Raw genomic sequence first — 25,900 nt, forward strand, 5'->3', positions numbered from 1 at the left:
TTTGTCCAATATGGACAAGCCTTTTTCTTATGTTTTGCCACAGATTTGCCACACTTATTGTGTAAGAGTATCAAGGATAGGTATAATTTGATCCTTTGTTTTTTTAGTGATGTGCAAATAAATTTCTGTTACACGACTACCTCTAGAATGCCCTACACGGTCTTGAATTGCTTCTAGGGGTATTCCTTGCTCTGCTAAGAAACTAATATGCGTATGACGGAATATATGGGCCGTAATATGTTTATTAAAACTAAGTTTATTATCAATATCAATTCCTGCTCGTTTTGGATTACCTTTTCGATTTAATTTTCCATTTTCAGGTGAGTTGAGGAAATTGTTAAGGACACTATAATGAAGAGGTGTTCCATTATAGTCGGGTTTATGACGACTTTTGGAAGTAAAAATCCATCCATTATCTTTATAATCAGGATTGAATCTTATATGTTGGTGATTTAACTCAATTTCCTCTTTAAGAATTTCTATAGCCCTTTTAGATAATTGGACATTTCGGTAACTTTGTAAGTTTTTTACATTACCTTCATAGCTATTTTCTGCAGCTCCTCCGTGAGTGGACTGACTAATGATGATATTTTGCTTTTCAAAATATTGATAGGCACCAATATTTTGGAGTTTTCGACTCTGTAAGTCAACAGGGCCATTAGTTAGAATACCTATTGGGATGTGGTTTTTATGTAGAGCCAGCAGTAGTTGATGTATCTCAGGAATCATCGTAATCTGATCGAGTTCATATTCATAGTCAGCTTGGAAGTCTAGAGCTTCTGTCCTAGAAATACTATCGATGCCAAATTCTTCCATAGTCTTCTGACAGCGAAAAATTCTAAGCTGCTCAATACTGATGAGTTTTTTCGTGTATTTAGGAAAAGCAACATCAGACCAATATCTGAAACGTTTGCAAATGTTATCTATTTGTTGGATATCAATCGTTGGAAAACATTTCTCAACGCTACGTTTAAAGGGGAGTTGATGGTCATAAAGAGTGTCATCAAGGTCAAAAACAATATTTTTATAAGTCATAATTCTAGTCCGCTTTTAAAATAGTAGTGTACTGGCTAAATTCCTCTAAGTGTTGAGGGCTAATCTGGTTATCTGTAATGATGGTATCGAGTTGATCTAGATTATAGAAGTTAAAGAAATCGTATCGATCGAATTTAGTACTGTCTACTAATAAGAATTTTTCTACAGCATTGTTTAGGGCAAGTTGTTGAATCACACCTTCCTTGTCACTATATGTAGCAATAGAATTATGGGTAACAGCATTTGCACTAACAAAAGCTTTGGCAAATCTCATTGCTTTTAAATTTGTCGAAGCCATTGAACCTACAAAAGCTCCAGTTATTTCTCTATATTCACCGCCAAGAAGCAATAAATCAATGGTTTCGCTATCATTTAGAAACAAGAACACAGGGAGACTATTTGTAATGACACGAATTTTATAACCTTTACGACCTTTCAATTCTAATGCCAGTTGTTCAAGTGTAGTTCCGGGTCCAATAAAAATAGTATCGCCATCTTTGATTAAAGAGCAGGCTTTTTTAGCAATGTCAATTTTTTCTTTTGTATTTAGACTTTTCTTCTCGATATGTGTCTTTTCAAGTGGCTTTTTAGAGGAAAGCAATTGTGCACCACCATGAGTACGTGTTAAAAGTCCATCAGCTTCTAGAGCATCAAGGTCTCTACGGGCTGTCATATCGGAAATATCTAGTTCATCTATTATTTCTTTTATGGTTATGGTCCCATCAATCTTTAACATATCTAAAATTTTTTCTAATCGTCGTTTTTTGTTCATATGAAAACTCTTCTTTCATAAAGTAATTTTTTTCCAAAGATAATTCTCTTTTAATTGTATCATAAAAGACAATATTTTCAAGGTAAAACAAACAATTTCAAACAAAAACAAATGTTAGATGATGAAATAAGAACAGAGGATTGACGTATATTAGCTTAGGTCAGATTTTGTATAAGACGAAAATAAAGTAGGACCTCTTAATCAGTAAGTTATAGAAAGTAAAAGACTTTTGTAATACTTGAATAGATATTTCACGTCCATTTTGTGATGGATTAAATGAACAAAAATGAACAATAATTTAACGGTGTTATCTATTTTTTAAAAAAACAAATAAAAAAAACAAAAAATAAACAAAAAAGCGTTGCTTTTTGTTTGAATGTTTGATATTATATAAACAAAGAAATGATGAAAACGTTATTTCGAACATTTTGCAAAATGTTTTCTACTTCTACGTAGCATTTCTTTCTAAAATTTAGGAGGTAGTCAAAATGGCTATTGTTGTTGGTGCAGATCTCAAAGGTACGAGATTAAAAGATGTTGTGAAAAATTTTCTTGTAGAAGAAGGTTTTGAGGTAATTGATGTGACTAAGGACGGACAAGATTTTGTTGATGTTACCTTGGCAGTTGCCTCTGAAGTAAATAAAGATGAGCAAAACTTAGGTATTGTAATTGATGCTTATGGAGCTGGTCCATTCATGGTAGCAACTAAAATTAAAGGTATGGTTGCAGCAGAAGTTTCAGATGAACGCTCAGCTTATATGACACGTGGACATAACAATTCACGAATGATTACGGTTGGCGCTGAAATCGTCGGTGATGAGCTTGCTAAAAACATCGCTAAAGGTTTCGTCAGTGGTAAATATGATGGCGGACGTCATCAAATCCGAGTAGATATGCTTAACAAGATGTGTTAAGAAAGGAGTTAAGGAATGAGAATCGCAATTGGATGTGACCACATTGTCACAGATGAAAAAATGGCAGTATCAGAATTCTTGAAATCAAAAGGACATGAGGTCCTTGATTTCGGGACATATGACCACGTACGTACTCACTACCCTATCTATGGTAAAAAAGTCGGTGAAGCAGTAGTAAGTGGTCAAGCAGACTTGGGAGTATGTATCTGTGGTACAGGTGTCGGCATTAACAATGCAGTCAATAAAGTTCCAGGTGTTCGCTCAGCGTTGGTTCGTGATATGACATCAGCTATGTATGCAAAAGAAGAGTTAAATGCGAATGTTATCGGTTTCGGTGGAATGATTACTGGTGGTCTTCTTATGAATGACATCATTGAAGCTTTCATTGAAGCTGAGTACAAACCAACAGAAGTAAATAAAAAATTGATTGCAAAAATCGAACACGTTGAAACACATAATGCACATCAAGCAGATGAAGATTTCTTTACAGAATTCCTTGAAAAATGGGACCGTGGTGACTACCACGATTAAGGTATAACAAATGATTCTGACAGTCACACTAAATCCTTCAGTAGACATCTCTTATCCTCTAGAAACATTGAAAATTGATACAGTGAATAGGGTGAAAGATGTTAGTAAGACAGCTGGTGGAAAAGGCTTAAATGTTACTAGAGTCTTGTATGAATCTGGTGATAAAGTTACTGCTACAGGTTTCTTAGGTGGTAAAATTGGTGAATTTATTGAAAGCGAATTAGAACAATCTCCTGTTAGTCCAGCTTTTTATAAAATCTCAGTAAACACTAGAAACTGTATTGCTATCTTACACGAGGGTAACCAAACAGAAATTTTGGAACAAGGACCAACAATTTCTCATGAAGAAGCAGAAGGCTTTCTTGACCACTATAGCAATCTTATTAAACAATCAGAAGTTGTGACAATTTCAGGAAGTTTACCTTCAGGACTTCCCAACGATTATTATGAAAAACTTATCCAACTTGCTTCGGATGAAGGAGTAGCAGTCGTTTTGGATTGTTCAGGTGCACCTCTTGAAACAGTTCTAAAATCGTCGGCTAAACCTACTGCCATCAAACCTAATAATGAGGAACTTTCACAGTTGCTTGGAAAAGAAGTAACAAAAGATATTGAAGAACTCAAAGACGTTCTTAAAGAGTCACTTTTTAGTGGTATCGAATGGATAGTGGTCTCATTAGGTCGAAACGGTGCCTTTGCAAAACATGGTGATGTTTTCTATAAGGTAGATATTCCTGATATCCCAGTTGTTAATCCAGTCGGATCAGGGGACTCAACGGTAGCTGGTATTGCATCAGCTTTAAATAGTAAAAAAAGTGACGCTGACTTATTAAAACATGCGATGACATTGGGTATGTTAAATGCTCAAGAAACAATGACAGGGCATGTGAATATGACTAATTACGAAACACTAAACTCACAAATTGGAGTAAAAGAGGTATAAAAATGGTACTTACAGAACAGAAACGCAAATCTTTGGAAAAAATTTCAGATAAAAACGGTGTTATCTCAGCTTTGGCATTTGACCAACGTGGTGCTTTGAAACGTTTGATGGCACAGTATCAAGATACAGAACCAACTGTAGCTCAAATGGAAGAACTAAAGGTTTTGGTTGCTGATGAACTTACAAAATACGCTTCTTCAATGTTGCTTGACCCTGAATATGGACTTCCAGCAACAAAAGCATTGGATAAAGAAGCAGGTCTTCTTCTTGCCTATGAAAAAACAGGTTATGATACATCAAGTACAAAACGTTTGCCTGACTGCTTGGATGTTTGGTCTGCAAAACGTATCAAAGAGCAAGGCGCTGATGCCGTTAAGTTCTTACTTTACTATGATGTAGACAGCTCAGATGAACTTAACCAACAAAAACAAGCTTATATTGAACGTGTTGGTTCTGAATGTGTCGCTGAAGATATTCCTTTCTTCTTGGAAATCCTTGCTTATGATGAAGAAATCTCAGATGCAGGTTCTGTTGAATATGCAAAAGTGAAACCTCGCAAAGTCATTGAAGCGATGAAAGTTTTCTCTGATCCACGCTTTAACATTGATGTTCTTAAAGTAGAAGTACCAGTTAACGTTAAATATGTCGAAGGTTTTGCTGATGGTGAAGTGGTTTACAGTAAAGCTGAAGCTGCTGACTTCTTTAAAGCACAAGAAGAAGCGACTAACCTTCCATACATCTACCTAAGTGCAGGTGTATCTGCTAAATTGTTCCAAGAAACATTGCAATTTGCTCACGACTCAGGTGCCAAGTTTAATGGTGTGCTTTGTGGACGTGCTACTTGGGCAGGATCTGTAGAACCTTACATCAAAGAAGGTGAAAAAGCAGCACGTGAATGGTTGCGTACTACTGGATTCGAAAATATTGATGAACTTAACAAAGTTCTTGTTAAAACAGCTAGTCCATGGACTGATAAAGTATAGTAAAAACATAAAACGGAGGATATTGTTATGAACAGAGAAGAGATGACTCTCTTAGGGTTTGAAATTGTTGCTTATGCTGGAGATGCTCGCTCTAAACTTTTAGAAGCGCTTAAAGCGGCTGAAAATGGTGATTTCGCTAAGGCAGATAGTCTTGTAGTAGAAGCAGGAAGCTGTATTGCAGAGGCTCACAATTCTCAGACAGCTATGTTGGCTCGAGAAGCTTCTGGGGAGGAACTTCCATACAGCGTTACCATGATGCATGGTCAGGACCACTTAATGACTACTGTCTTATTAAAAGATGTGATTCATCACCTCATCGAACTTTATAAAAGAGGAGCAAAATAATGCATAAACTCATTGAACTTATTGAGAAAGGGAAACCGTTCTTTGAGAAAATCTCTCGAAACATCTATCTTCGTGCTATTCGTGATGGATTTATCGCTGGTATGCCAGTCATCCTTTTCTCATCTATCTTTATCCTTATTGCCTATGTCCCAAATGCTTGGGGATTCCACTGGTCAAAAGACATTGAGACCTTCTTGATGACTCCTTATAGCTATTCGATGGGTATCCTAGCATTCTTTGTTGGTGGTACTACCGCTAAAGCTTTGACGGACTCAATGAACCGTGACCTACCTGCGACCAATCAGATTAACTTCTTATCTACGATGCTAGCGTCTATGGTAGGGTTCCTTTTGATGGCAGCTGAGCCTGCAAAAGAAGGAGGCTTCTTGACAGCCTTCATGGGAACAAAAGGTCTTTTGACAGCATTTATTGCAGCCTTTGTGACAGTTAATGTTTACAAGGTCTGTGTGAAAAATAATGTTACTATTCGTATGCCTGAAGAGGTTCCACCAAATATCTCTCAAGTATTTAAAGACTTGATTCCATTCACTGTATCGGTTGTTCTCCTTTATGGACTTGAACTCATTGTTAAGGGAACTCTTGGTGTAACCGTTGCAGAATCAATCGGTACCCTTCTTGCTCCTCTCTTCTCAGCTGCAGATGGTTACCTTGGAATTACACTTATCTTTGGTGCTTATGCCTTCTTCTGGTTTGTTGGTATCCACGGTCCTTCAATTGTCGAACCAGCAATCGCTGCTATCACTTATGCCAATATCGATGTCAACTTGCATCTTATCCAAGCTGGACAACATGCAGACAAAGTTATCACTTCTGGTACTCAAATGTTTATTGTTACCATGGGTGGAACAGGAGCTACATTGATTGTTCCATTCTTGTTCATGTGGATTTGTAAATCAGAACGTAACCGTGCCATCGGACGTGCCTCAGTTGTTCCAACATTCTTTGGGGTTAATGAGCCAATCTTATTTGGTGCACCAATCGTATTGAATCCGATTTTCTTTGTACCGTTCATTTTCGCTCCGATTGTCAACGTTTGGATCTTTAAATTCTTTGTTGACACATTGAACATGAACTCATTCTCTGCCAACCTTCCATGGGTTACTCCTGGTCCGTTGGGAATTGTACTCGGTACTAACTTCCAAGTTCTATCATTTATCTTAGCCGGACTCTTGGTAGTTGTTGATACTATCATTTATTACCCATTTGTTAAGGTATACGATGAACAAATTCTTGAAGAAGAACGTTCTGGTAAAACAAACGATGCTCTTAAAGAAAAAGTAGCTGCAAACTTCAATACTGCTAAAGCAGATGCCGTTCTTGGAAAAGCAGGCGTTGCTAAAGAAGATGTAGCAGCAAACAATAATATCACAAAAGAAACTAATGTCCTTGTTCTTTGTGCAGGTGGAGGTACAAGTGGCTTGCTTGCCAATGCCTTGAACAAAGCAGCAGCAGAATACAATGTTCCAGTCAAAGCGGCAGCGGGTGGTTATGGTGCTCACCGTGAAATGTTGCCAGAGTTTGACTTGGTTATCTTGGCTCCACAGGTCGCTTCAAACTTCGATGATATGAAGGCTGAAACAGATAAATTGGGCATTAAACTTGCAAAAACTGAAGGAGCTCAATATATCAAATTGACACGTGATGGACAAGGTGCTCTTGCATTTGTTCAACAACAGTTTGATTAATAAATTTGTAAAAGTTATTTGAGACGAGATTATTCTTTCAGTTCCTTATAATATTGTTAACCATATCATTGCATTTCATTTCATTTCCTTGGTTTCCGGAACTCAGAATATCGTCTCAAATGCTTTTTTTGAAAGGATTTATAGTTATGACTAAAAAACTTCCTAAAGATTTTATTTTTGGTGGTGCTACAGCTGCTTATCAAGCAGAAGGTGCGACTCACACGGATGGTAAAGGCCCAGTTGCATGGGATAAGTATCTTGAAGACAATTATTGGTACACAGCAGAGCCTGCAAGTGATTTTTACCATAAATATCCTGTTGATTTAGAATTAGCTGAAAAATATGGCGTTAATGGTATTCGTATTTCAATTGCCTGGTCTCGTATTTTCCCAACTGGCTATGGCGAAGTAAATGAAAAAGGTGTTGAATTCTACCATAATCTTTTTGCCGAGTGCCACAAACGTCATGTTGAGCCATTCGTGACTTTGCACCACTTTGACACACCAGAAGTTCTTCACTCAGATGGAGATTTCTTAAACCGCGAAAATATAGAACACTTTGTAGATTATGCCGCTTTCTGTTTTGAAGAGTTCCCAGAAGTAAACTACTGGACAACTTTCAATGAAATTGGCCCAATTGGAGATGGTCAATACTTGGTTGGTAAATTCCCTCCAGGCATTCAATATGATCTTGCCAAAGTCTTCCAATCACACCACAATATGATGGTTTCTCATGCACGTGCTGTGAAATTGTATAAAGATAAAGGTTATAAAGGCGAGATTGGTGTAGTACATGCGTTGCCAACCAAATACCCTTATGATCCAGAAAATCCAGCAGATGTTCGTGCCGCTGAGTTAGAAGATATCATCCATAACAAATTTATCTTGGATGCAACCTACCTTGGACACTATTCAGATAAAACGATGGAAGGGGTCAACCACATCCTAGCTGAAAATGGTGGAGAACTTGATCTTCGTGATGAAGACTTCCAAGCACTTGAAGCAGCTAAAGATTTGAACGATTTCCTTGGTATCAACTACTACATGAGTGATTGGATGCAAGCCTTTGATGGTGAGACTGAAATCATTCACAATGGTAAGGGTGAAAAAGGAAGTTCTAAGTACCAGATTAAAGGTGTTGGTCGCCGAATCGCACCAGATTATGTGCCTAGAACGGATTGGGACTGGATAATTTATCCTGAAGGCTTGTATGACCAAATCATGCGAGTGAAAAATGATTATCCAAACTATAAGAAGATTTACATCACTGAAAACGGTCTTGGATACAAAGATGAGTTTGTAGATAATACCGTTTATGATGATGGTCGTATTGATTACGTGAAGAAACACTTGGAAGTTTTATCAGACGCAATTGCGGATGGTGCAAATGTTAAAGGTTACTTCATCTGGTCACTTATGGATGTCTTCTCATGGTCAAACGGATACGAAAAACGTTATGGACTATTCTATGTAGACTTTGACACGCAAGAACGCTATCCTAAGAAATCAGCTCATTGGTATAAGAAAGTAGCAGAAACTCAAGTGATAGAGTAATATTACTTGAAAATGTAAAAAATTGTTATCCGATACTTTAGAAAAAGTACAACACTTATTTAGACCAGGCTTTGAAAAGGTATATATTGTTAGTTTCGAAGATTGTCCTATGATTCCTGAGCTTGAAGCTACCCCGTTGCTAAAATGTGGTAAATGGTATGTTTCAACTGGAAAAGAGTGGATTTGCCATTCTGATTTAGAGTTATCAGCATTTGAATGGGAATTTTTACAATCACTCGATGTAGAAATACGTGAGACTATTCACTTCGAGGTAAATTATTTGCCTTTCCAATAATAAAAAGAAAGGAATTAGTTGTGACTATCGAATTAAAAAACGAGTATCTTACTGTTCAGTTTAAAACACTTGGTGGTCAACTGACTTCGATTAAAGACAAGGATGGGATAGAGTATCTCTGGCAAGCTGATCCAAATTATTGGAATGGACAGGCGCCTATTCTATTTCCTATCTGTGGTAGTTTACGAAATGATTGGGCTATTTATAGACCTCAAGAAAGACCCTTTTTTACAGGTCTTATTCGTAGACATGGTTTTGTTCGAAAAGAAGAATTTATTCTGGAAGAAGTCAATGATAATAGCGTGACCTTTAGTATTAAACCAAATGCTGAGATGCTTGATAATTACCTATATCAGTTTGAACTGAGAGTTGTTTATACCTTGAATGGTAAATCAATTAGAACCGAATTTCAGGTAACGAACTTGGAAATGGAAAAAACAATGCCTTACTTTATTGGAGCCCATCCAGCATTCAATTGTCCTTTAGTAGAAGGTGAAAACTATGAGGATTATTATATTGAATTTAGTGAGGTTGAGTCTTGCTCGATACCAAAGAGTTTTCCTGAGACAGGATTATTAGATTTGCAAGATCGGACACCTTTTTTGGAAAATCAAAAGATTCTCGATTTGGACTACTCACTTTTTTCCCATGATGCCATTACACTTGACCAGCTCAAGTCTCGTAGCGTAACGCTTCGGTCAAGGAAGTCTGGTAAAGGTCTTCGAGTAGATTTTGATGATTTTCCGAACTTGATTCTGTGGTCTACAACTAATAAAAGTCCATTCATTGCTTTGGAACCTTGGAGTGGTCTCTCCACTTCACTTGAAGAAGGTAATTTCTTAGAAGATAAAAGACAGGTAACGAAAATTTCACCTCAAGAAACTTCTAGAAAAATCTATGATATTACTATCCTTAATTAAAATTTGTTATTATTTGAGTCTTCAATAAGATTTGAATACTCTTACCTTGTGATGATAGATTGGTCTTCTCCGTGCCAGTCTTACATTGCAAGGTTTTTAAGTTTTTTGTGGGTCTATGTCAACTGTAGTGGGTGACGAAAAGCTAATATCTAAAGACAGTCTGGTAGTAAAAAAATAAGATTATTTACTACTTCTTGATTTAAAATAATAGTGGAGCCATTAATTTGTGGCAAATTTAATTTAATATTTTGCCTCAAATTAGCCACACTTTTTATAGAACTAAGAGGAAAAATGAAGTTTTCTTCCTATTAATATAGTTGTTTGAAATCTTAAATATAGCGTTTTACGATGTAATGGGAAGTATGGTGAATAAATCAACTATGTTCGTATGACAGAAGCACTTATTAGCCGTTTAAGCGATCAAGGCTATAATTTAGTGATTGAAGGAACAGGACGAACAACAGACGTTCCTATCCAAACAGCCACAATGCTTCAATCTAAAGGTTATGAAACAAAAATGTACGTCACGGCAGTACCGAAAATTGAATCATACTTAGGAACGATTGAACGATATGAAACCATGTATGCAGATGATCCAATGACAGCTAGGGCAACACCAAAACAAGCGCATGATATTGTTGTCAAAAACTTGCCGACCAATTTAGAAACCCTTCATAAAACGGGCTTATTTAGCGATATAAGGCTTTACAATAGAGAAGGAGTGAAACTCTATTCAAGCTTAGAAACGCCTTCCATTAGTCCGAAAGAGACCTTAGAAAGAGAATTAAATCGTAAAGTATCAGGGAAAGAAATTCAACCGACTTTGGAGAGAATAGAGCAAAAAATGGTTCAAAATCAACACCAAGAAACCTCTGAATTTAAAGTAATTCAACAAAAAATGGAAAGCTTGCAGCCACCTACACCACCAATACCCAAAACACCTAAACTTCCAGGTATTTAAACCTTAAAAAAGGAAAAGTGGATAGGCTACAATTAACTAGACAGAAAAATTAAGGTGTGTAGACTAGAAGAAAATATACCAGGAGGAATTTTTATGTCTAAGTGAACACGAAGAACTTTTTCACAAGAATTCAAGCAACAAATCGTCAATCTTTACTTAGCTGGAAAGCCACGTGTAGAAATCATTCGAGAATATGAACTAACGGCTTCAGCATTTGACAAATGGGTAAAGCAATCTAAAACGAGTGGTTCATTCAAAGAAAAAGATAATCTTACGCCTGAACAAAAAGAATTGTTAGAACTACATAAAAGAAACCAGCAATTAGAAATGGAAAATGATATTTTAAAGCAAGCAGCGCTGATATTCGGACGAAGAGACAAGTAATCGATGCGAATAAGCATCTTTACCCTATATCAGCGATGTGCAGAATATTAGGTCTATCACGTCAGTCCTATTATTATCAATCAAAACCAAAGAAAGACGAATCAGAACTTGAAGAAGCAGTCGCTGAAGAATTTATCCGCAGCCGAAAGGCCTACGGCTCAAGAAAAATAAAAAAAGCCTTATCAAAATGAGGCATTCAGATCAGCCGACGAAAAATTAGTAGAATCATGAAAAATAGAGGATTAAAATCGAGCTATACTGTTGCTTATTTTAAAGTACATCATTCTACTTGCAATGAAGCCAAAACGACAAACGTATTGAATCGTAAATTCTTAAGAGACAACCCATTAGAAGCGATCGTTACAGACTTGACTTATGTACGAGTCTGGAAAAAATGGAATTATGTCTGTTTCATTTTGGATCTGTTCAATCGAGAAATTCTCGGCTATTCTTGTGGAGAACATAAAGATGCCGTTCTAGTAAAAAAAGCATTTAGCCGTATCAAACAACCTCTGACAGAGGTTGAGATTTTTCATACTGATCGTGGAAAAGAGTTTGATAACCAAGCTATTGATGAATTATTAACAACTTTTGACATCAATCGATCATTGAGTCATAAAGGCTGTCCTTTTGATAATGCCGTAGCTGAATCAACTTATAAGTCGCTGAAAGTAGAATTTGTCTATCAATACACATTTGAAACCTTACAACAATTGGATTTGGAGTTATTTGACTATGTCAATTGGTGGAACCACCTTCGGTTGCACGGTACACTTGGCTACGAGACACCGGTTGGTTACCGTAACCAGAGATTGGCGCAGCGAATCCTTGATAATGAGCTCGGATGTGCTAACGCTAGCGAGGCAGTCTAACTTTAACTGTTAGCTCCTGCCGAAGATCGTCACATCCGAGGAGGGGCTCATTGTCAAGGACAATCGGAATAGCATACGGAAAGAAGTTCTGCACCTTATAAAATTTGTCAAAAAAACTGTTGCCATTCCAACTTATTTTATGAAAAGTATTTATCATATTGGATACGACTTTCAATAGTCTCCTGTTCTATATAACATTTAAGTCTTTCAAAAAATAGAGAGCTATGAATTTGTAGGAGTTCATTTATAATTTCTGGTGCCTCAGTTCTAGAAATGCCGAGATATGATGTTAAGAAAGTTGAGAGTATGAGACGTCTTTCTTTAAGTAAAGCTACTTGTTCCTCACCCGAGGATGTTAAAAAAACACCTTGATAAGAAATGTGCTGAATCATATTTTGATTTACCAGTCTATCCATTATTTCTGTAACAGAAGAAGGCTTGACCTCTAGGATATCAGCAACCTGTCTATTTCTTACCAACTTTTTATCTTTACTAAGTTTGTCAATAACTAGCAGATACTTTTCTTGGGTTGGTGTCAATGTTAGTTCTCCTTTCAAGTAAAATCAGTAGCATCCTACGTTATTAAACCGGGGTGTCTTTATGTAACATATCTAAAAATAATCCTAAGAAAAAAATTAGCTAAGTAATAATTTGTCTTTTGATGATATCTTATCGTAATGAGATATCTGAGGACCGCTCAATCATCAAAAGTCGTCCCTCTAAATAAACTACAAGAATAATTACTTAGAGGGAAACTTTAAAATATCAATATGTTTTTAACATTGCTAAGCTAGACCATCATGAATTTTGTTTAGATTCCATTTCATCATTGTATAGTAGGTATCGCCTTCGGAACCTTCTTTTGCTAATGAATCAGTAAAAATTTTGGAATAAATTTCTAATCCCGTTTCATCGGCAACTTTATTCATTGACTTAGATGAAACAGAGGTTTCTACGAACAAATGTTTGACATCAGAGTTTTCTATTTTAGCTAACACAGCTTTCATTTGTTCGGGAGTACCTTGAGATTCGGTATTGATTTCCCAAATGTAAGCTGGCGCAACATGATAGGCTTTTGAGAAGTATTTGAAGGCACCCTCTGAGGTGACCAATAAACGCTGTGATTCAGGAATATCGAGAAATTTTGATTGCGCTTCCTCATGTAACTTTTGTAATTTTTTGATATAAGCATCAGAATTAGTTTGGTAATAATCTGCATTTTTTGAATCTTTTTCCTTTAAGACTTTGGTGATTGTTTTGACGTATTGAACACCATTGGCTAAATCAAGCCAGGCATGAGGATCTTCTTCTTCGACGTTGGTTGTTAAGTGCTCCGGTGTTACACCTTCACTGGCGGCGAAAACATCTTTATCGAATTCTTTATGAGCAGTGCTTACCAACTTCTTGAACCAACCACTACCGCCAGTTTCTAAATTCAGTCCGTTGTGAAATAAAACTGTTGCATCTGTTGCTTTTGAGATATCTTCCGGTTTAGGTTCATACTCGTGGGGATCCACGCCGCGTTGAACAATACTATATAGTTCAACGCGATCTTTAGCCACATTTTTAACCATGTCTTCCAAAATCGAGTTTGTAGTTACTACGCTGATTTTTTTGGAATCTGTTGATTGTTTGGAATCTCCACTTCGTCCGTTGACAAAAAAGATTACTCCGGCGACGGCTGCGATCACTACTACGATGGTTACTAATATTCTTTTCATATTTACGCCTCTTTTCTATTTTTGTGTATATGTAACAAGTTTTGTTTTGGTGAGAAGATAAAGGAAATTAAGAATAACCCTGCTGCGACAATAACAATCGCTGGACCAGAAGCCCAGTTGAATGTGTAGCTGAAGTACAAACCACAAATTGATGCGACAACACCAAATATAGCGGAGAAAACAAGCATCACGGACAAGCGGTCGGTCCAAAAGTATGCTGTTGCAGCTGGCGTAATTAACATGGCCACTACTAAGATGATTCCGACAGTTTGTAATGCTGATACGGTTACTAGCGTTAAGACGAGCATAAGGCTATAGTGGATTAGTTGGGTATTTAATCCATATGTTTTAGCGAAGGTCTGATCAAAGGAAGTGATTAACAATTCTTTATAAAATACTTGTACAAAAATAATCACAATTCCTAAAACAATTGCCGTTGTGATCATATCACTATTACTAACAGCTAGAATGTTTCCAAATAAAATATGGTGTAGATTGGTTGAGCTTTCGGCCATAGAGATTAAAATGAATCCCAATGCGTAAAAGAAGCTGAAGACAACCCCTATTGCAGTATCTACTTTGATTTTACTATGAGAAGCCACGTAGCCGATTAACATTGCAGCTAGTACACCAAAAATAGATGCTCCAATCAAGATATTTATACCTAACATATAAGCAACAGCAACCCCTGGCAATACTGAATGAGAAATAGCGTCCCCCATCAAAGACATTCCTCGTAGAATGATGAAACTCCCAATAATCCCAGACATAATCCCCACCATTATTGCAGTGATTAATGCACTTTGAAGGAAATCATATTTTCCTAACGCTTGAAAAAAATCCGAGAGAGCAGTCATTCAATTTACCTCCTGAAATAGAACTGAAGATAAGTCAGCACTGAATGCTTTACTGATATTCTTCGAATTGTAGACTTCTTGAGTTGGCCCAAAGTCAATGATTCTGTGATTCATAATGACTAATTCATCAAAGTAATCATAAACTTTATTTAAATCGTGATGGATAACGATAATGGTTTTTTGTTCGTCTCGCCATTGTTTTAAAATAGCCATGATGGCACGCTCACTTTCCACATCAATTCCAACAAAAGGTTCATCTAAGACAACAATTTCTGCCTGTTGTAAAATTGCTCGAGCTACGAATACCCGCTGTAATTGTCCGCCTGACAAATTACCTATTTGCCGATTAGCAAAGTCAGTCATTTTAACTTGCTCAAGAGCTGCATCACAAGCAACACGTTCGCTTTTTCCTGGAGTCTTAAACAATCCCAGTTTTCCATAACTACCAGTTAAAACCAAATCATAGACATTGATTGGAAAACTGAGATCTAAATCCTTTCGTTGCTCTACATAGGCAACCTTCTTTTTTACTGTTGCCATTGAATGACCATCAAGCGCGCTACTACCTGATTTTGGATGAATAAGACCCAATATTGCCTTGATTAAAGTAGATTTACCAGCTCCATTAGGTCCGATAATGCCAGTAATCTTCCCTGCATTAAAATGGACGGATAAATTATTGAATACCGGTGTATCGCCGTACGCAACAGATAATTTTTTTACAGTTAACAAATAAAAACCTCCTTTAAAAACTAAATTTTTCTAATTTTAGCTTAACCTCTAAAAATATTTTGGTCAACCTTATTTTTTTCTCTCGACTATTTCAACAAAAAATCGTGAATATTAACAATGGTAATTATCATATAGATATATTTTTAACGTGTACAATTGATTCATTCCGATACAAATGAAATGAAGGCAAATAATATTAAATTAGGCGAATGTTTATTTTTTTTTAGGTTTGTCTAATATTTTGCTTTAATTTAATAAAAAAGAGGTGTATGCTTATGATGTTTTTAAAGGAAGGTGGAAATATTTTGAAAGATACAACAAGTCAGTCCGGTAAAGAGCACAAACCTCGATTAATTCAGCATGCGAATGGTCCCTCTTTAGAGGAAATTAACGGAACTGTCGAGGTACCCAAAGGCAAAGGCTTTTGGAAAATCCTGTTCGCCTATTCTGGACCGGGAGCATTAGTTGCTGTGGGATATATGGATCCAGGCAACTGGTCTACTTCGATTACGGGTGGGCAAAACTTCCAGTATTTATTAATGTCGGTCATTTTAATGTCTAGTTTAATTGCAATGCTATTACAATATATGGCTGCTAAATTGGGAATTGTTAGTCAAATGGATTTAGCTCAAGCAATTCGAGCGAGAACGAGTAAAAAACTAGGAATCATTTTATGGATTTTAACGGAATTAGCGATTATGGCAACAGATATTGCGGAAGTAATTGGCGCATCAATTGCTCTTTATTTACTTTTTAATATTCCGCTTGTCGTCGCAGTCTTTATTACGGTATTTGATGTTTTATTATTATTGTTGTTAACGAAAGTTGGTTTTAGAAAAATTGAAGCAATAGTTGTCTGTTTGATTTTTGTAATTCTTTTTGTGTTTGTTTATCAAGTAGCGTTGTCTGATCCTAATTGGGGGGATGTACTTAAAGGATTGGTTCCGACTGGTGAAACGTTCTCCTCTACACATTCAATTGGTGGTCAAACGCCTTTAACTGGTGCATTAGGAATTATTGGTGCAACCGTTATGCCTCATAATTTATATCTACATTCGGCTGTGTCTCAGACTCGAAAGATAAATCGTACGGATGAAGATGAAATCGCCAATGCTGTACGATTTTCAACATGGGATTCTAACATTCAATTGACTCTCGCTTTTTTTGTTAACTCCTTATTGCTCATAATGGGAGTTGCTGTTTTTAAAACAGGGGCAGTGAAAGATCCATCATTCTTTGGGTTGTATGAGGCTTTATCAAATCCGGATACATTGAGTAACGGAATTTTAATCACCGTTGCAAAATCAGGTCTTCTTTCTACATTATTCGCAGTCGCGTTACTAGCTTCTGGACAAAATTCAACGATTACCGGAACTTTAACTGGACAAGTAATTATGGAGGGATTCATTCATATGAGAATGCCAATTTGGCTAAGACGTTTAATTACGCGTTTGATTTCAGTTATCCCAGTGTTAATCTGTGTAATTATTACAAGCAGGCAAGGAACGATTCGGGAGCACACAGCGTTAAATACACTAATGAATAATTCACAAGTCTTCTTAGCTTTTGCGTTACCATTTTCGATGGTACCATTATTAATGATGACCAATAGTGAGGTGGAAATGGGAAGCCGGTTTAAAAATTCGATAGTTATTCGGATACTAGGATGGGGTTCAGTAATTGGATTGACATATTTAAATTTGATTGGATTGCCCGGCCAAATTGAAGGTTTTTTTGGTGAAAAGGTGACATCAAGCCAACTTGTACTAGCTGATTCTATTGCCTATGTCATTATCGTCGCAGTATTACTACTGTTAGCGTGGACAATTATTGAACTGTATAAAGGAAATAAAAAATATAATCAATTAATTAATGAAAGGTAAGATGCACTATGGAAGGATTTGATGAATTTAAAAATATTTTAGTTGGGGTAGATGAATCAGAAGGAGCTCAAAAAGCCTTTCAATATGCTGTAAAGCAAGCGAGTAAAACTGGAGCCGCATTACTGATTGCCTCAATTTTAGAAATTGAAGAGTTGAATGTTTATGAAGCGTTAGACCCTGAGTACTTGAGCCAGAAACAAAGTCAATTGTTACTTAATTTGGAAAAGTACAAACAATATGCAGAAAATAGCGGTGTAAAAAACATTCAGCTGTACAGTGGAGAAGGTGATCCGGCCGAGGAAATTACTAAGACGATTTTGCCAGCAACATCTGCAGATATCTTAATCATTGGATCGCGATCAATGCATGGGATTAAAGGATATTTTGGTTCGCATGCTACTTATATGGTTAAAAATTCTCCAATCTCAATTACAGTTATTAAGTAAATATTGCAGATAATATGTATTTGGGTCAATATCTTGGACAAATTTTAATAGAGATGGTTATGCTATTTCCTCTCTTGACAGGTCTTCAAACTCCTGTGGAGTTAGATAACCAATCGAACTAATGTAGCTAAATAGCGCTCGTTTGGCTTCTTCAAAATCTGAGTAAGNATAGAGATGGTTATGCTATTTCCTCTCTTGACAGGTCTTCAAACTCCTGTGGAGTTAGATAACCAATCGAACTAATGTAGCTAAATAGCGCTCGTTTGGCTTCTTCAAAATCTGAGTAAGTAGTCGTATAGACCTCTTCTTTTTTCAATGATGCATAGGAAGATTCGATTATTGTATACTGGCTGCATAAATCCGTTTGTAGAACCATTCCTCCTGGAATGTGATAATGCTTTTTGGATTAGAGTCAATAGCTGAGACACTTTTTACGAGAGATTTTTTATGTTAAGCAGCCAGTATCTTTTTCTAAAATTCAACCGGAGACAGATATGCTAAAGCACTGTGAATTCTGTGGTTGTTATAAAATCCTTGAACGTAACTGAAAATTTGTCGCCTTGCTTCTTCAAAAGTTTGATATATTGGTCGTTGGGACACATGTTCTTTCTTCAATAATGCATGGAATGATTCGATTCCTTCGTTATCGTAGGGACAGCCTTTACGGCTGTAGGAATGGTGATAGTTAATTCTTTCAGCCGTTCTTCGTATTCATTACTTGTATACTGCGACCCTAAATCGGTATGCAAAATCAGCCCATTTTCAACATTTCTATTTGAAACAGCGTCCTCAAGGGCTTTTTCTACAATAACAGTCGTCATATTACGATCAAAGTGATAACCGATAATTTTTCTTGAATGAAGGTCCATGATGGTTGAGAGATAGCACCATACATCGTCTAACGTATGGATGTATGTGATATCAGCTACCCATTTCTGATTCAACCTAGTAGTAGAAAAATCTTGCTTCAATAAATTTTGATAGTTTTTCAAGAGTTTCTTGGCAGGCTTGCCTGCTTTGAATTTCTTAATGACAATAGATCGGATCTTTTGACGCCTCATTGATCTCTGAATACATTTCATGCTGATTTTTCGATAGTCTGAATAGTTTTGTGCGAGTATATAATGAATTTTCCCAGCACCGTAGACACGACCACTTTCGTGGTAGACACGGAGGACTCGACGATCCAACAAAACTTGTTCGTTAGCTCTTTTGGATGGGGTCGGATTAATTTTACGATAGTACACAGCTCTAGATATGCCAAGCAGACGACACATTTTTGACACACTGTGATGGCCTGCTTCTCTTTCTTGACGGATGAATTCAATGATTTCTATTTCTTTGCCAGCAGGCCGAGTGATTTTTTTAAGATGAGGAGTTCCTCGTCTTTTTCTTTTAATTGCTTTTTTAAAGCTTTAGCTTCGTCCGGAGTAAGTCCGCCCGGACTTATTCTGGTTGTACCTTGAACCCACTTTAGTATAGTAGAATATCCAACTTCGTATTCTAAGGATAATTGTCGTGCTTATTTTCCTTGTTTGTGCAACTCTAAAATCGTTTCTTAAATTCTTTCGTGTAGCGTTTTGGCATGACGAGACACCTTCCTTTGAGATTAGTTTACCCTCTCTCAAAATCTGTCTCAACTTCTATCCTACATCCAGGACTTAATAGTTATTAACAAACACTATTATGAATATCAATCCATGCGCGGATTAAAATATGCTATCGATACCAGTAGTGTTGTGCTTGCGGATAGTATATAAATTTAATAAAAGATTCATTAAAAAAATTACATATAGGATAATTTTGTAGGTATGAATCGATCAACTGAACAAGGCACCTATGTCAATAATACGAACAATAAAATGCGAACGAATGATTCGGTAATTGCTAAAATCGATTTAGTTTAGTACAAAACACTGGGTTAATATAAATGGATATTGACTCAAATCCAAAAAAATCATAGTAATGAACTCGTTGCATTAAGAACAACAGCTCGTTACTATGATTAAAATATATATTCGATAATTTGATCGATTTTTGCCATATTTTGTATAGGCAAGGATTCAATTTTTTTTAGTTTTCTCACTTTGAAATCGAGTGATTTCAACTGAGAAACAAGTATTTGTCCTGTAGTGTCTAATTCATCGGGTAATGGATAGCGTGTCGGTAAATTTTTTATCGTAGAAGTAATCGGACATATTACTGCAAACATTGTTTTGCGATTAAAATCATATTTAGAAACGACTAATCCAGGACGTCTTTTTTGAATCTCCTTTCCTGCGGAAGGATCAAAATCAATCCAAACAATATCTCCTTTTTTGGGAATGTAATTTCTTTCTTCATTCATTATAAAATCTCTCTTCCTTCAGGAGATAAATCTTCCCACTCATCTTTTTCGTAATACTCCGCTTCTTCTCCACCACTAAATGGATCTTCAATTTTTGGAACTAACGTAATTGTCCCGTCATCAGAATAGACAACAATATATTCTTTATTTTCCGAAGGTTTCTTACCGTTATCCGAGGGCAGAGTTATCACTACAGAACTACCTTGTAATCTAGATTTTGTAATAATCATAGTATCACCTCTATCGATATATTATATCACGCAACATTTAGTCACGCAATATATATATTCTGGTTTGAAGTGTACATAAAATGGTCCATTTCTGTACACTTTCTTTTTTTACCCATTATCAAATAAAAAATAGTTATTTCGTGTTCATAAACCCGTAGCAAAATCTATGTTCAACTAATACCCCTACTCTAAAGTTATGTTACAATAATTTTGAGAATGGAGTGATTTTTTTGAAAATAGGATACGCCCGGGTCTCTACCGGATTACAAAATTTGGATTTACAGGAAGATAGCCTTAAAAAATTTGGTTGCGATAAAATTTTCACCGATCATATGAGTGGAGCAAAAAATAATCGCCCAGGTTTAGAAACTGCAATTGATTTTGTTCGAGCTGGAGATATTTTAGTTGTTTGGCGATTAGATCGCTTGGGAAGAAATATGGAAGATTTAATTTCTATCGTAAATAGATTAAATGAACGAGGAGTCGGTTTTCATAGCCTGCAAGAAAATATCACAATGGACAAATCAAGTTCTACTGGCCAGTTGATGTTTCATTTGTTTGCTGCGTTTGCAGAATTTGAACGTAATCTAATTTTAGAACGTTCCGCGGCTGGTCGAGCCGCGGCAAGAGCACGTGGTAGATTCGGTGGTCGACCTGAAAAACTTACTGCCCAGGATTTAGAGTTACTGAAGACATTGGTTGATAACGGAACACCTATTAAAACCATAGCTGAACGATGGAATGTATCTCGTACCACCATATATAGATACTTAAATAAATTGGAAGTAAAATAGTGATAATAGACGTACAGCTAATGATTGTATTCTTACTTTTATAGATAATGGACAGATGAAATGCTAAAATAAATAGTCGGCCTATCCGACAGTCTTGCGACTGGAAGGAGGTGTACATGTTGTTCTATTCATTTATCTGCCCCCTTCTTTTGGGCTAATAATAGCCTTTTATTTGAGTATTGGCTAAATACGAAAAACAAGAAGTAAAACAATTATGGCGGCATTAGCCAAAAAAAGAACCCCTAGAGAATCCGACCTCTCTAGGGGTTTTGTGTACACATTGTTCTTATCTACAATACAATAATAGCATAAACTCGAACTAGACTCAATCTTTCAAGCATGCAAAAAAATTGTATAATAGTTAGTGATGATTTGAATCGAGATTCTCTAATTAGCGAATGTAACAAAAAAAATTGAGGACATGAAAGCCATTTTATCTTCCAAGAAAAAAGGCCAACCCCAGGATCAGGAGTTGGCCTTTTTCTGATGTACTTAAATTTGATGCGTTTTTAGTATAACACAATAGGTTTAGCTGAACCTCATTTGCGACAAAGCGTCCCCTTCTTAGCAAGAGTTTAGCAGTATGACAAAGTGTAAACTTTTTGTCTAAAAGCTAATAGATAGAATATAATAATTAAGGTAGTTTACAAATGATTGAATAAGGTAGTATGTAAACAACTTAAATCATCATTGATTTATAGATATTTGACAGTCGAATAATTGTAGTAGTACGTAATTAAACCATTGTTTTATTTTAGGTAGTATATTATTATTTTTGTTGTGGTAGTACATAATATATTTATTGGAGGTAAAACTATGGCAGTAAATAAAAGTGCTGAAAAATATGTTGTTGGAAATTTCAAAGGTGGAGTTGGAAAATCAACCACTGTACAGATGCTTAGTTTCGAATCTGCATTTGCTCGTAACTTGAAAACTTTAGTAGTCGATCTAGATATGCAGGGAAATACATCTGATGTTCTGAATCTTACTCACATGAATTATAGTGAGGAAGACGGCGGTGGTGAAATGCTTACCTTCGATAAGACAATCAATGATGTTCTAATGTACGATATTCCCGTAGAAGAAGCTGTTTATCCGATAATCAATAATTTAGATGTGTTGCCTGCAAACATAGCTTTTGAAATGTTTGATGGGTGGGTAAAAAAGCAATTTCCAGAATCTACGGACCAATTCAAATATATCGAAGAAAAATTAAGTCCTCTTTTTAATAAATACGATAGAATTTATTTCGATGTTCCACCATCAATTTCTGTTTATACTAAGGCAGCTATGTATATGGCTGATTGGGTAATTGTCATACTGCAGACACAAGTCAAGTCAATGCGTAATGGACTCCAGTACATGGAATACATGGAATACTTTGTTAATGAATTCAATACCAATCTAAAAGTAGTAGGAGTCATCCCATTCATGCTTGAAGCTGCAGATGCTGTTGACAAAGAGATGTACGCACAAGCACAAGAAATATATGAAGAGCATCTTTTAAATACTGTAGTGCTGAAAAATGCCCGGCTCAAGCGTTATGATGGATCTGGAATTACTTTAGAGAAAACTAAAACTGGTAAGACTGAATATTGGGATCGCCGTACTCACAAAATTTTCAAAGATATTTATGATGAGTTAGAGATCCATAAAACTTGGTTTGATTAGAAAGGTGGTAATTATTGATGGCTGATATCAAAGGTTTGAGTATATTCAACAACACCAACAATGGAATGAAGGCAATCAAAGATGCTAAGGGTCAAAAAAGTTCTTTACCCCCTTCCCCTACTCCAAGTGAGGAGAAAAAGGAACATGAAGTTCAAAGAGTAACAATCCCTAAAGAAAAAACAAAATCTAGAGCAAAAAGAAGCGTTGGAGCGCCAATTAAGAACTATGACCGCACCCATGCTTCAAAGCAACCCATCAAATTATCGACTATTCTCAACTCAACGTCTCGGTCAATGGTCGAAAAATATGAAACGAGTTTGAATAAGGATGAATTGCTTAGAAAAGCTTTGGATTTTTATATAAAGCAAAATCTTACTAAAGAAGACAAAATCGATTTATTGCGAGACGTAACAAGAGATCTAGATATTTTTCGTGAGAAGAATCCTACTATTGAAATAGTAGATGAAGAGGGAAATGTAATTAAGACTGCGAAGCAGATTGAAGATGAAACCGAGAGTGATCTACGAAAACGATGGGGAATTGATAACTAATAATTAACGACTACCTTAATAATTAAGGTAGTTTTTTATTCACTAAAAAGCCAATAATAAACTACCATAATTGAACGATATGGTAGTCAATAATCAACTGAGTCTCAGTATTAAGGTAGTCAATAATTAGGTATTATAGTAGTAGACATTTCATTTATATTTCGAATTATAGTAGTAGATAATCAGCAATAAAGGTAGTCGTTAAATCATAAAAATACCTAGGTTATGGTAGTGTACAATTATCTATAAAGGTAGTTGTTAATAAACTTAAAAACGAATTAAAGTAGTCGTTAATTTGATCAGATGATTAATAGCTGATGCTATTCAAAACTGAAAAAAGCTGATTTGTTAGTAATCAATCGTAATTCCGCTTTCAACACCGATCATATTAAAAAAAAGAACAGACAATAAAGTTCTAATAATGGTAGTAGATAATTTGGATTTAAGGTAGTACCTATTCGAATTGTAATTGTTATTAGGGTAGTATCTATTGCTGAATAAAGGTAGTAATAAACTATCCTGATTAATTAATTATGTACTACTTCAATCTGCAATTAAGGTAGTTGGTAAATATATTTAAACTTAATTAAGGTAGTAGATTATCATGATTTAAGGTAGTTTTTAATAAGTTATTAAGGTAGTACACAATGTGTGCTGCCTTTTTTTTAACTTGTTTTTCATTTTTGGGAAGTGTATTTTAAATATGAATCAGTCTAGGAGCACAATTGTTGTTTCATGGATTAGATAGTGAACAAAAAAAGAGCTAATCAAAAAATTCAACTCTGACCTCGAATTTCGATAGCTCACGTCTTATTACTATGTTGGGATAAATATAGCAAAATTTCGCTAAAAATTCAATGTTTTTAGGCTTATTTGTTGTACCCAAAAACGAGTAAATTATTGTAGGGCGTGACTTTTGAAGTTACGCTCTTTTTTGTATCTTGTTGAAAGTTGGTGATTTCATGAGTGATGTGGATGTAGTGATTAATCATACCCTGAAAAATGGATTAAGAAAATATAAATTTAGAAATAGCAAACAAAAACCTGTAGGTTCGTCTGAAGGTAATAAAGGCGCGATTTTCGGTTATCGATCGAAGGATCTCATGATCCAGGGGCGAGGTGTTGTGATTACTTCAGAAGAGGGCTTGAGTGAAAACGAGGATCAGTTCACTCATTGGACGCCAAACGTCTTCAGTTATGGCACGTACACCAACAGCGACCGTCAATTCGTCAAAGGACACAATGAAAATAATCTGCGTCAAATCAACACTTTTGTTGTTGATATTGATATTACCGGCGAAAAATTTAATCACGGTGAAATCGTTCTTGCGGCGTATGATCGTTTGGGCTTGTTGCCAACAATGATTTTAGATACTCCAAAAGGATATCAGGTTTATTTCGTTTTACGTGACGCTGCGTACGTGACTAAAAAGAGTAATTTTAAAGTGATCAACGTTGCAAAACGTATCTCTGAAAATATCCGCAAAGAATTAGCGAAAGACCTTCCAGGCATCGATGTAGGGTGTAATCATTTTGGAATCGCTAGAATTCCGCGAAATGACAATGTTCTCTTTTTCGAAGAGTCGTACTCTTATTCGTTTCAAGAGTGGTTGAATTGGTCAATGACTCAAGCTGAAGATAACAAAGCGGAAGTCATTCCGTTTCCCCATCAAAAAAATGAGATCCGCCAGCTAGATGAAAAGTGGGTGGATCTATTGATGAACTCCGAAAAATTAATCGGCTCAAAGGGTGTACTAGGTCGAAACAACGCTATTTTTACCCTTTCTTTGGCTTACTACGCTTCAAAGTCACCAATTGAAACATGCGAATACAACATGATCATGCTGAATGATCGTTTAAAAAATCCACTCAAAGAGTCTGAGATCAAACGGATTATTAAGAGCGCGTATTCATCAAAATACGAAGCAGCATCAAAAGACTATATTAGGGAAATCTGCCATATCTGGATTGATTCGAGTTTGACTGATGATCAGTTGTTTTCACAACCAAAAGGCTGGTATAAATTCAAAAAGGATCGTAAGGAACGTGTGAAATCTCATTCAAAAGAGTGGCAACAAGATATCCTTGCCTATTTGTCGAGCCAAAGTTATACGTATAAACCGTTTGTCTATTCTACAAAGAAAGAGATCCGCGAAGAAATCGGAGTACCAGAACGATCTTTCGACGCAGCGCTTAAAACGCTGAAGGAAAAGAACCAGGTATTTTATCGTGTGACTCGTGGCCGCGGCGGCGGAATTATGATCGCTTCAGTCAAGGCTCTTATGAGAACGATCATCTTAACGAAGAAAGAAGTACGTGAGGCTTATTTTGAGGCGATTAGAGAGGCTTTCCTTGTGCCAGGTACGTTAGTTCAAAAGGTATTTTATCAGTTGTTACCAGCTAAAAAAGCTTACACAGAAATCGAACTAATCAGTTTAGAATCAGGCTAAAAGT

26 protein-coding genes and 2 pseudogenes are annotated in these 25,900 nt (G+C 36.1%); 17 read left to right on the forward strand and 11 right to left on the reverse strand.

Annotated elements, in window-relative coordinates:
- Positions 1 to 54: 54 nt before the first annotated feature.
- Positions 55 to 1,035, reverse strand: a complete 981-nt coding sequence (locus RV00_RS12415) for an HAD family hydrolase (protein WP_071862905.1) — start codon at positions 1,033 to 1,035, stop codon at positions 55 to 57.
- Positions 1,036 to 1,039: 4 nt separating this feature from the next.
- The gene (locus RV00_RS12420; protein WP_010740269.1) at positions 1,040 to 1,807 is read right to left on the reverse strand and encodes a DeoR/GlpR family DNA-binding transcription regulator; all 768 of its coding nucleotides are present in this window, start codon (positions 1,805 to 1,807) and stop codon (positions 1,040 to 1,042) included.
- 488 nt (positions 1,808 to 2,295) lie between these two features.
- Here RV00_RS12420 and lacA point away from each other — a divergent pair, with 488 nt between their 5' ends.
- From lacA to RV00_RS16145, 11 genes and pseudogenes are all read left to right on the forward strand, one after another.
- Positions 2,296 to 2,721: a galactose-6-phosphate isomerase subunit LacA gene (gene lacA, locus RV00_RS12425; RefSeq protein ID WP_010740268.1), complete on the forward strand. Its 426-nt coding sequence runs from the start codon at positions 2,296 to 2,298 to the stop codon at positions 2,719 to 2,721.
- A gap of 15 nt (positions 2,722 to 2,736) precedes the next feature.
- Positions 2,737 to 3,252, forward strand: a complete 516-nt coding sequence (gene lacB / locus RV00_RS12430) for a galactose-6-phosphate isomerase subunit LacB (protein WP_071862906.1) — start codon at positions 2,737 to 2,739, stop codon at positions 3,250 to 3,252.
- Between the two features lie 10 nt (positions 3,253 to 3,262).
- Positions 3,263 to 4,195: a tagatose-6-phosphate kinase gene (lacC, locus tag RV00_RS12435; protein WP_067627794.1), complete on the forward strand. Its 933-nt coding sequence runs from the start codon at positions 3,263 to 3,265 to the stop codon at positions 4,193 to 4,195.
- A gap of 2 nt (positions 4,196 to 4,197) precedes the next feature.
- Positions 4,198 to 5,178 carry a tagatose-bisphosphate aldolase gene (gene lacD / locus RV00_RS12440; protein WP_002290551.1) on the forward strand — a complete coding sequence of 327 codons (981 nt, stop codon included), beginning with the start codon at positions 4,198 to 4,200 and terminating at the stop codon, positions 5,176 to 5,178.
- Between the two features lie 27 nt (positions 5,179 to 5,205).
- Positions 5,206 to 5,523: a PTS lactose/cellobiose transporter subunit IIA gene (locus tag RV00_RS12445; RefSeq protein ID WP_002290550.1), complete on the forward strand. Its 318-nt coding sequence runs from the start codon at positions 5,206 to 5,208 to the stop codon at positions 5,521 to 5,523.
- Positions 5,523 to 7,229, forward strand: coding sequence for a lactose-specific PTS transporter subunit EIIC (locus RV00_RS12450; RefSeq protein WP_071862907.1), 1,707 nt, complete (start codon positions 5,523 to 5,525; stop codon positions 7,227 to 7,229). Before RV00_RS12445 ends, RV00_RS12450 begins: the two co-directional genes overlap by 1 nt.
- 146 nt (positions 7,230 to 7,375) lie before the next feature.
- Positions 7,376 to 8,782, forward strand: coding sequence for a 6-phospho-beta-galactosidase (lacG, locus tag RV00_RS12455; RefSeq protein ID WP_010051937.1), 1,407 nt, complete (start codon positions 7,376 to 7,378; stop codon positions 8,780 to 8,782).
- 22 nt (positions 8,783 to 8,804) lie between these two features.
- A complete protein-coding gene (locus tag RV00_RS12460; RefSeq protein WP_002305107.1) occupies positions 8,805 to 9,077 on the forward strand; it encodes a DUF3884 family protein in 273 nt (90 codons plus the stop codon).
- A gap of 20 nt (positions 9,078 to 9,097) precedes the next feature.
- A complete protein-coding gene (locus RV00_RS12465; protein WP_071862908.1) occupies positions 9,098 to 9,997 on the forward strand; it encodes an aldose 1-epimerase family protein in 900 nt (299 codons plus the stop codon).
- A 385-nt stretch (positions 9,998 to 10,382) separates the two neighbouring features.
- A pseudogene (locus RV00_RS12470) lies at positions 10,383 to 10,958 on the forward strand (zeta toxin family protein); the annotation flags it as partial.
- A 141-nt stretch (positions 10,959 to 11,099) separates the two neighbouring features.
- Positions 11,100 to 12,214, forward strand: a pseudogene (locus tag RV00_RS16145) (IS3 family transposase).
- Positions 12,215 to 12,351: 137 nt separating this feature from the next.
- Here RV00_RS16145 and RV00_RS12490 read toward each other — a convergent pair.
- The 4 genes from RV00_RS12490 to RV00_RS12505 all read right to left on the reverse strand — a co-directional run bounded on the left by RV00_RS12490 (position 12,352) and on the right by RV00_RS12505 (position 15,524).
- Positions 12,352 to 12,753, reverse strand: coding sequence for a metal-dependent transcriptional regulator (locus RV00_RS12490; protein ID WP_071862912.1), 402 nt, complete (start codon positions 12,751 to 12,753; stop codon positions 12,352 to 12,354).
- 246 nt (positions 12,754 to 12,999) lie between these two features.
- On the reverse strand, positions 13,000 to 13,935 hold the full coding sequence (locus RV00_RS12495) for a metal ABC transporter solute-binding protein, Zn/Mn family (protein WP_067626998.1): 936 nt from the start codon (positions 13,933 to 13,935) through the stop codon (positions 13,000 to 13,002).
- 2 nt (positions 13,936 to 13,937) lie between these two features.
- Entirely contained in the window at positions 13,938 to 14,792 is an 855-nt protein-coding gene (locus RV00_RS12500) for a metal ABC transporter permease (RefSeq protein WP_005879136.1), read from the reverse strand.
- On the reverse strand, positions 14,793 to 15,524 hold the full coding sequence (locus tag RV00_RS12505; RefSeq protein ID WP_071862913.1) for a metal ABC transporter ATP-binding protein: 732 nt from the start codon (positions 15,522 to 15,524) through the stop codon (positions 14,793 to 14,795).
- Positions 15,525 to 15,799: 275 nt separating this feature from the next.
- Here RV00_RS12505 and RV00_RS12510 point away from each other — a divergent pair, with 275 nt between their 5' ends.
- Positions 15,800 to 17,407 carry an Nramp family divalent metal transporter gene (locus tag RV00_RS12510; protein ID WP_040366370.1) on the forward strand — a complete coding sequence of 536 codons (1,608 nt, stop codon included), beginning with the start codon at positions 15,800 to 15,802 and terminating at the stop codon, positions 17,405 to 17,407.
- Between the two features lie 8 nt (positions 17,408 to 17,415).
- Complete coding sequence (locus RV00_RS12515; RefSeq protein WP_005879133.1) at positions 17,416 to 17,853, forward strand: universal stress protein; 438 nt, start codon at positions 17,416 to 17,418, stop codon at positions 17,851 to 17,853.
- A 178-nt stretch (positions 17,854 to 18,031) separates the two neighbouring features.
- Here the strand turns inward: RV00_RS12515 and RV00_RS12525 are convergent, their stop codons facing one another.
- From RV00_RS12525 to mazE, 5 genes are all read right to left on the reverse strand, one after another.
- Positions 18,032 to 18,229, reverse strand: a complete 198-nt coding sequence (locus RV00_RS12525) for an IS3 family transposase (protein WP_002297837.1) — start codon at positions 18,227 to 18,229, stop codon at positions 18,032 to 18,034.
- Between the two features lie 95 nt (positions 18,230 to 18,324).
- Positions 18,325 to 18,564, reverse strand: a complete 240-nt coding sequence (locus RV00_RS16895) for an integrase core domain-containing protein (RefSeq protein ID WP_087060386.1) — start codon at positions 18,562 to 18,564, stop codon at positions 18,325 to 18,327.
- The gene (locus RV00_RS16285) at positions 18,465 to 19,253 is read right to left on the reverse strand and encodes an IS3 family transposase (protein WP_211272394.1); all 789 of its coding nucleotides are present in this window, start codon (positions 19,251 to 19,253) and stop codon (positions 18,465 to 18,467) included. The genes RV00_RS16895 and RV00_RS16285 overlap by 100 nt, the downstream gene beginning before the upstream one ends.
- Before the next feature lie 605 nt (positions 19,254 to 19,858).
- Complete coding sequence (locus RV00_RS12540; protein ID WP_071862914.1) at positions 19,859 to 20,200, reverse strand: type II toxin-antitoxin system PemK/MazF family toxin; 342 nt, start codon at positions 20,198 to 20,200, stop codon at positions 19,859 to 19,861.
- A complete protein-coding gene (gene mazE / locus RV00_RS12545; protein ID WP_071862915.1) occupies positions 20,200 to 20,430 on the reverse strand; it encodes a type II toxin-antitoxin system PemI/MazE family antitoxin in 231 nt (76 codons plus the stop codon). The genes RV00_RS12540 and mazE overlap by 1 nt, the downstream gene beginning before the upstream one ends.
- A 221-nt stretch (positions 20,431 to 20,651) precedes the next feature.
- On the opposite strand from mazE, the gene RV00_RS12550 reads away from it, so the two are divergent.
- The 4 genes from RV00_RS12550 to RV00_RS12565 all read left to right on the forward strand — a co-directional run bounded on the left by RV00_RS12550 (position 20,652) and on the right by RV00_RS12565 (position 25,896).
- A complete protein-coding gene (locus RV00_RS12550; protein ID WP_071862916.1) occupies positions 20,652 to 21,224 on the forward strand; it encodes a recombinase family protein in 573 nt (190 codons plus the stop codon).
- Positions 21,225 to 22,040: 816 nt separating this feature from the next.
- Positions 22,041 to 22,895, forward strand: a complete 855-nt coding sequence (locus RV00_RS12555) for a ParA family protein (protein ID WP_071862917.1) — start codon at positions 22,041 to 22,043, stop codon at positions 22,893 to 22,895.
- A gap of 17 nt (positions 22,896 to 22,912) precedes the next feature.
- Positions 22,913 to 23,446: a hypothetical protein gene (locus tag RV00_RS12560; RefSeq protein WP_071862918.1), complete on the forward strand. Its 534-nt coding sequence runs from the start codon at positions 22,913 to 22,915 to the stop codon at positions 23,444 to 23,446.
- 962 nt (positions 23,447 to 24,408) lie between these two features.
- On the forward strand, positions 24,409 to 25,896 hold the full coding sequence (locus tag RV00_RS12565) for a primase C-terminal domain-containing protein (RefSeq protein ID WP_071862919.1): 1,488 nt from the start codon (positions 24,409 to 24,411) through the stop codon (positions 25,894 to 25,896).
- The last annotated feature ends 4 nt before the right edge of the window (positions 25,897 to 25,900 follow it).

Origin of the sequence: Enterococcus devriesei (assembly GCF_001885905.1) — a bacterium.
GTDB classification, from domain to species: Bacteria; Bacillota; Bacilli; order Lactobacillales; family Enterococcaceae; genus Enterococcus_A; species Enterococcus_A devriesei.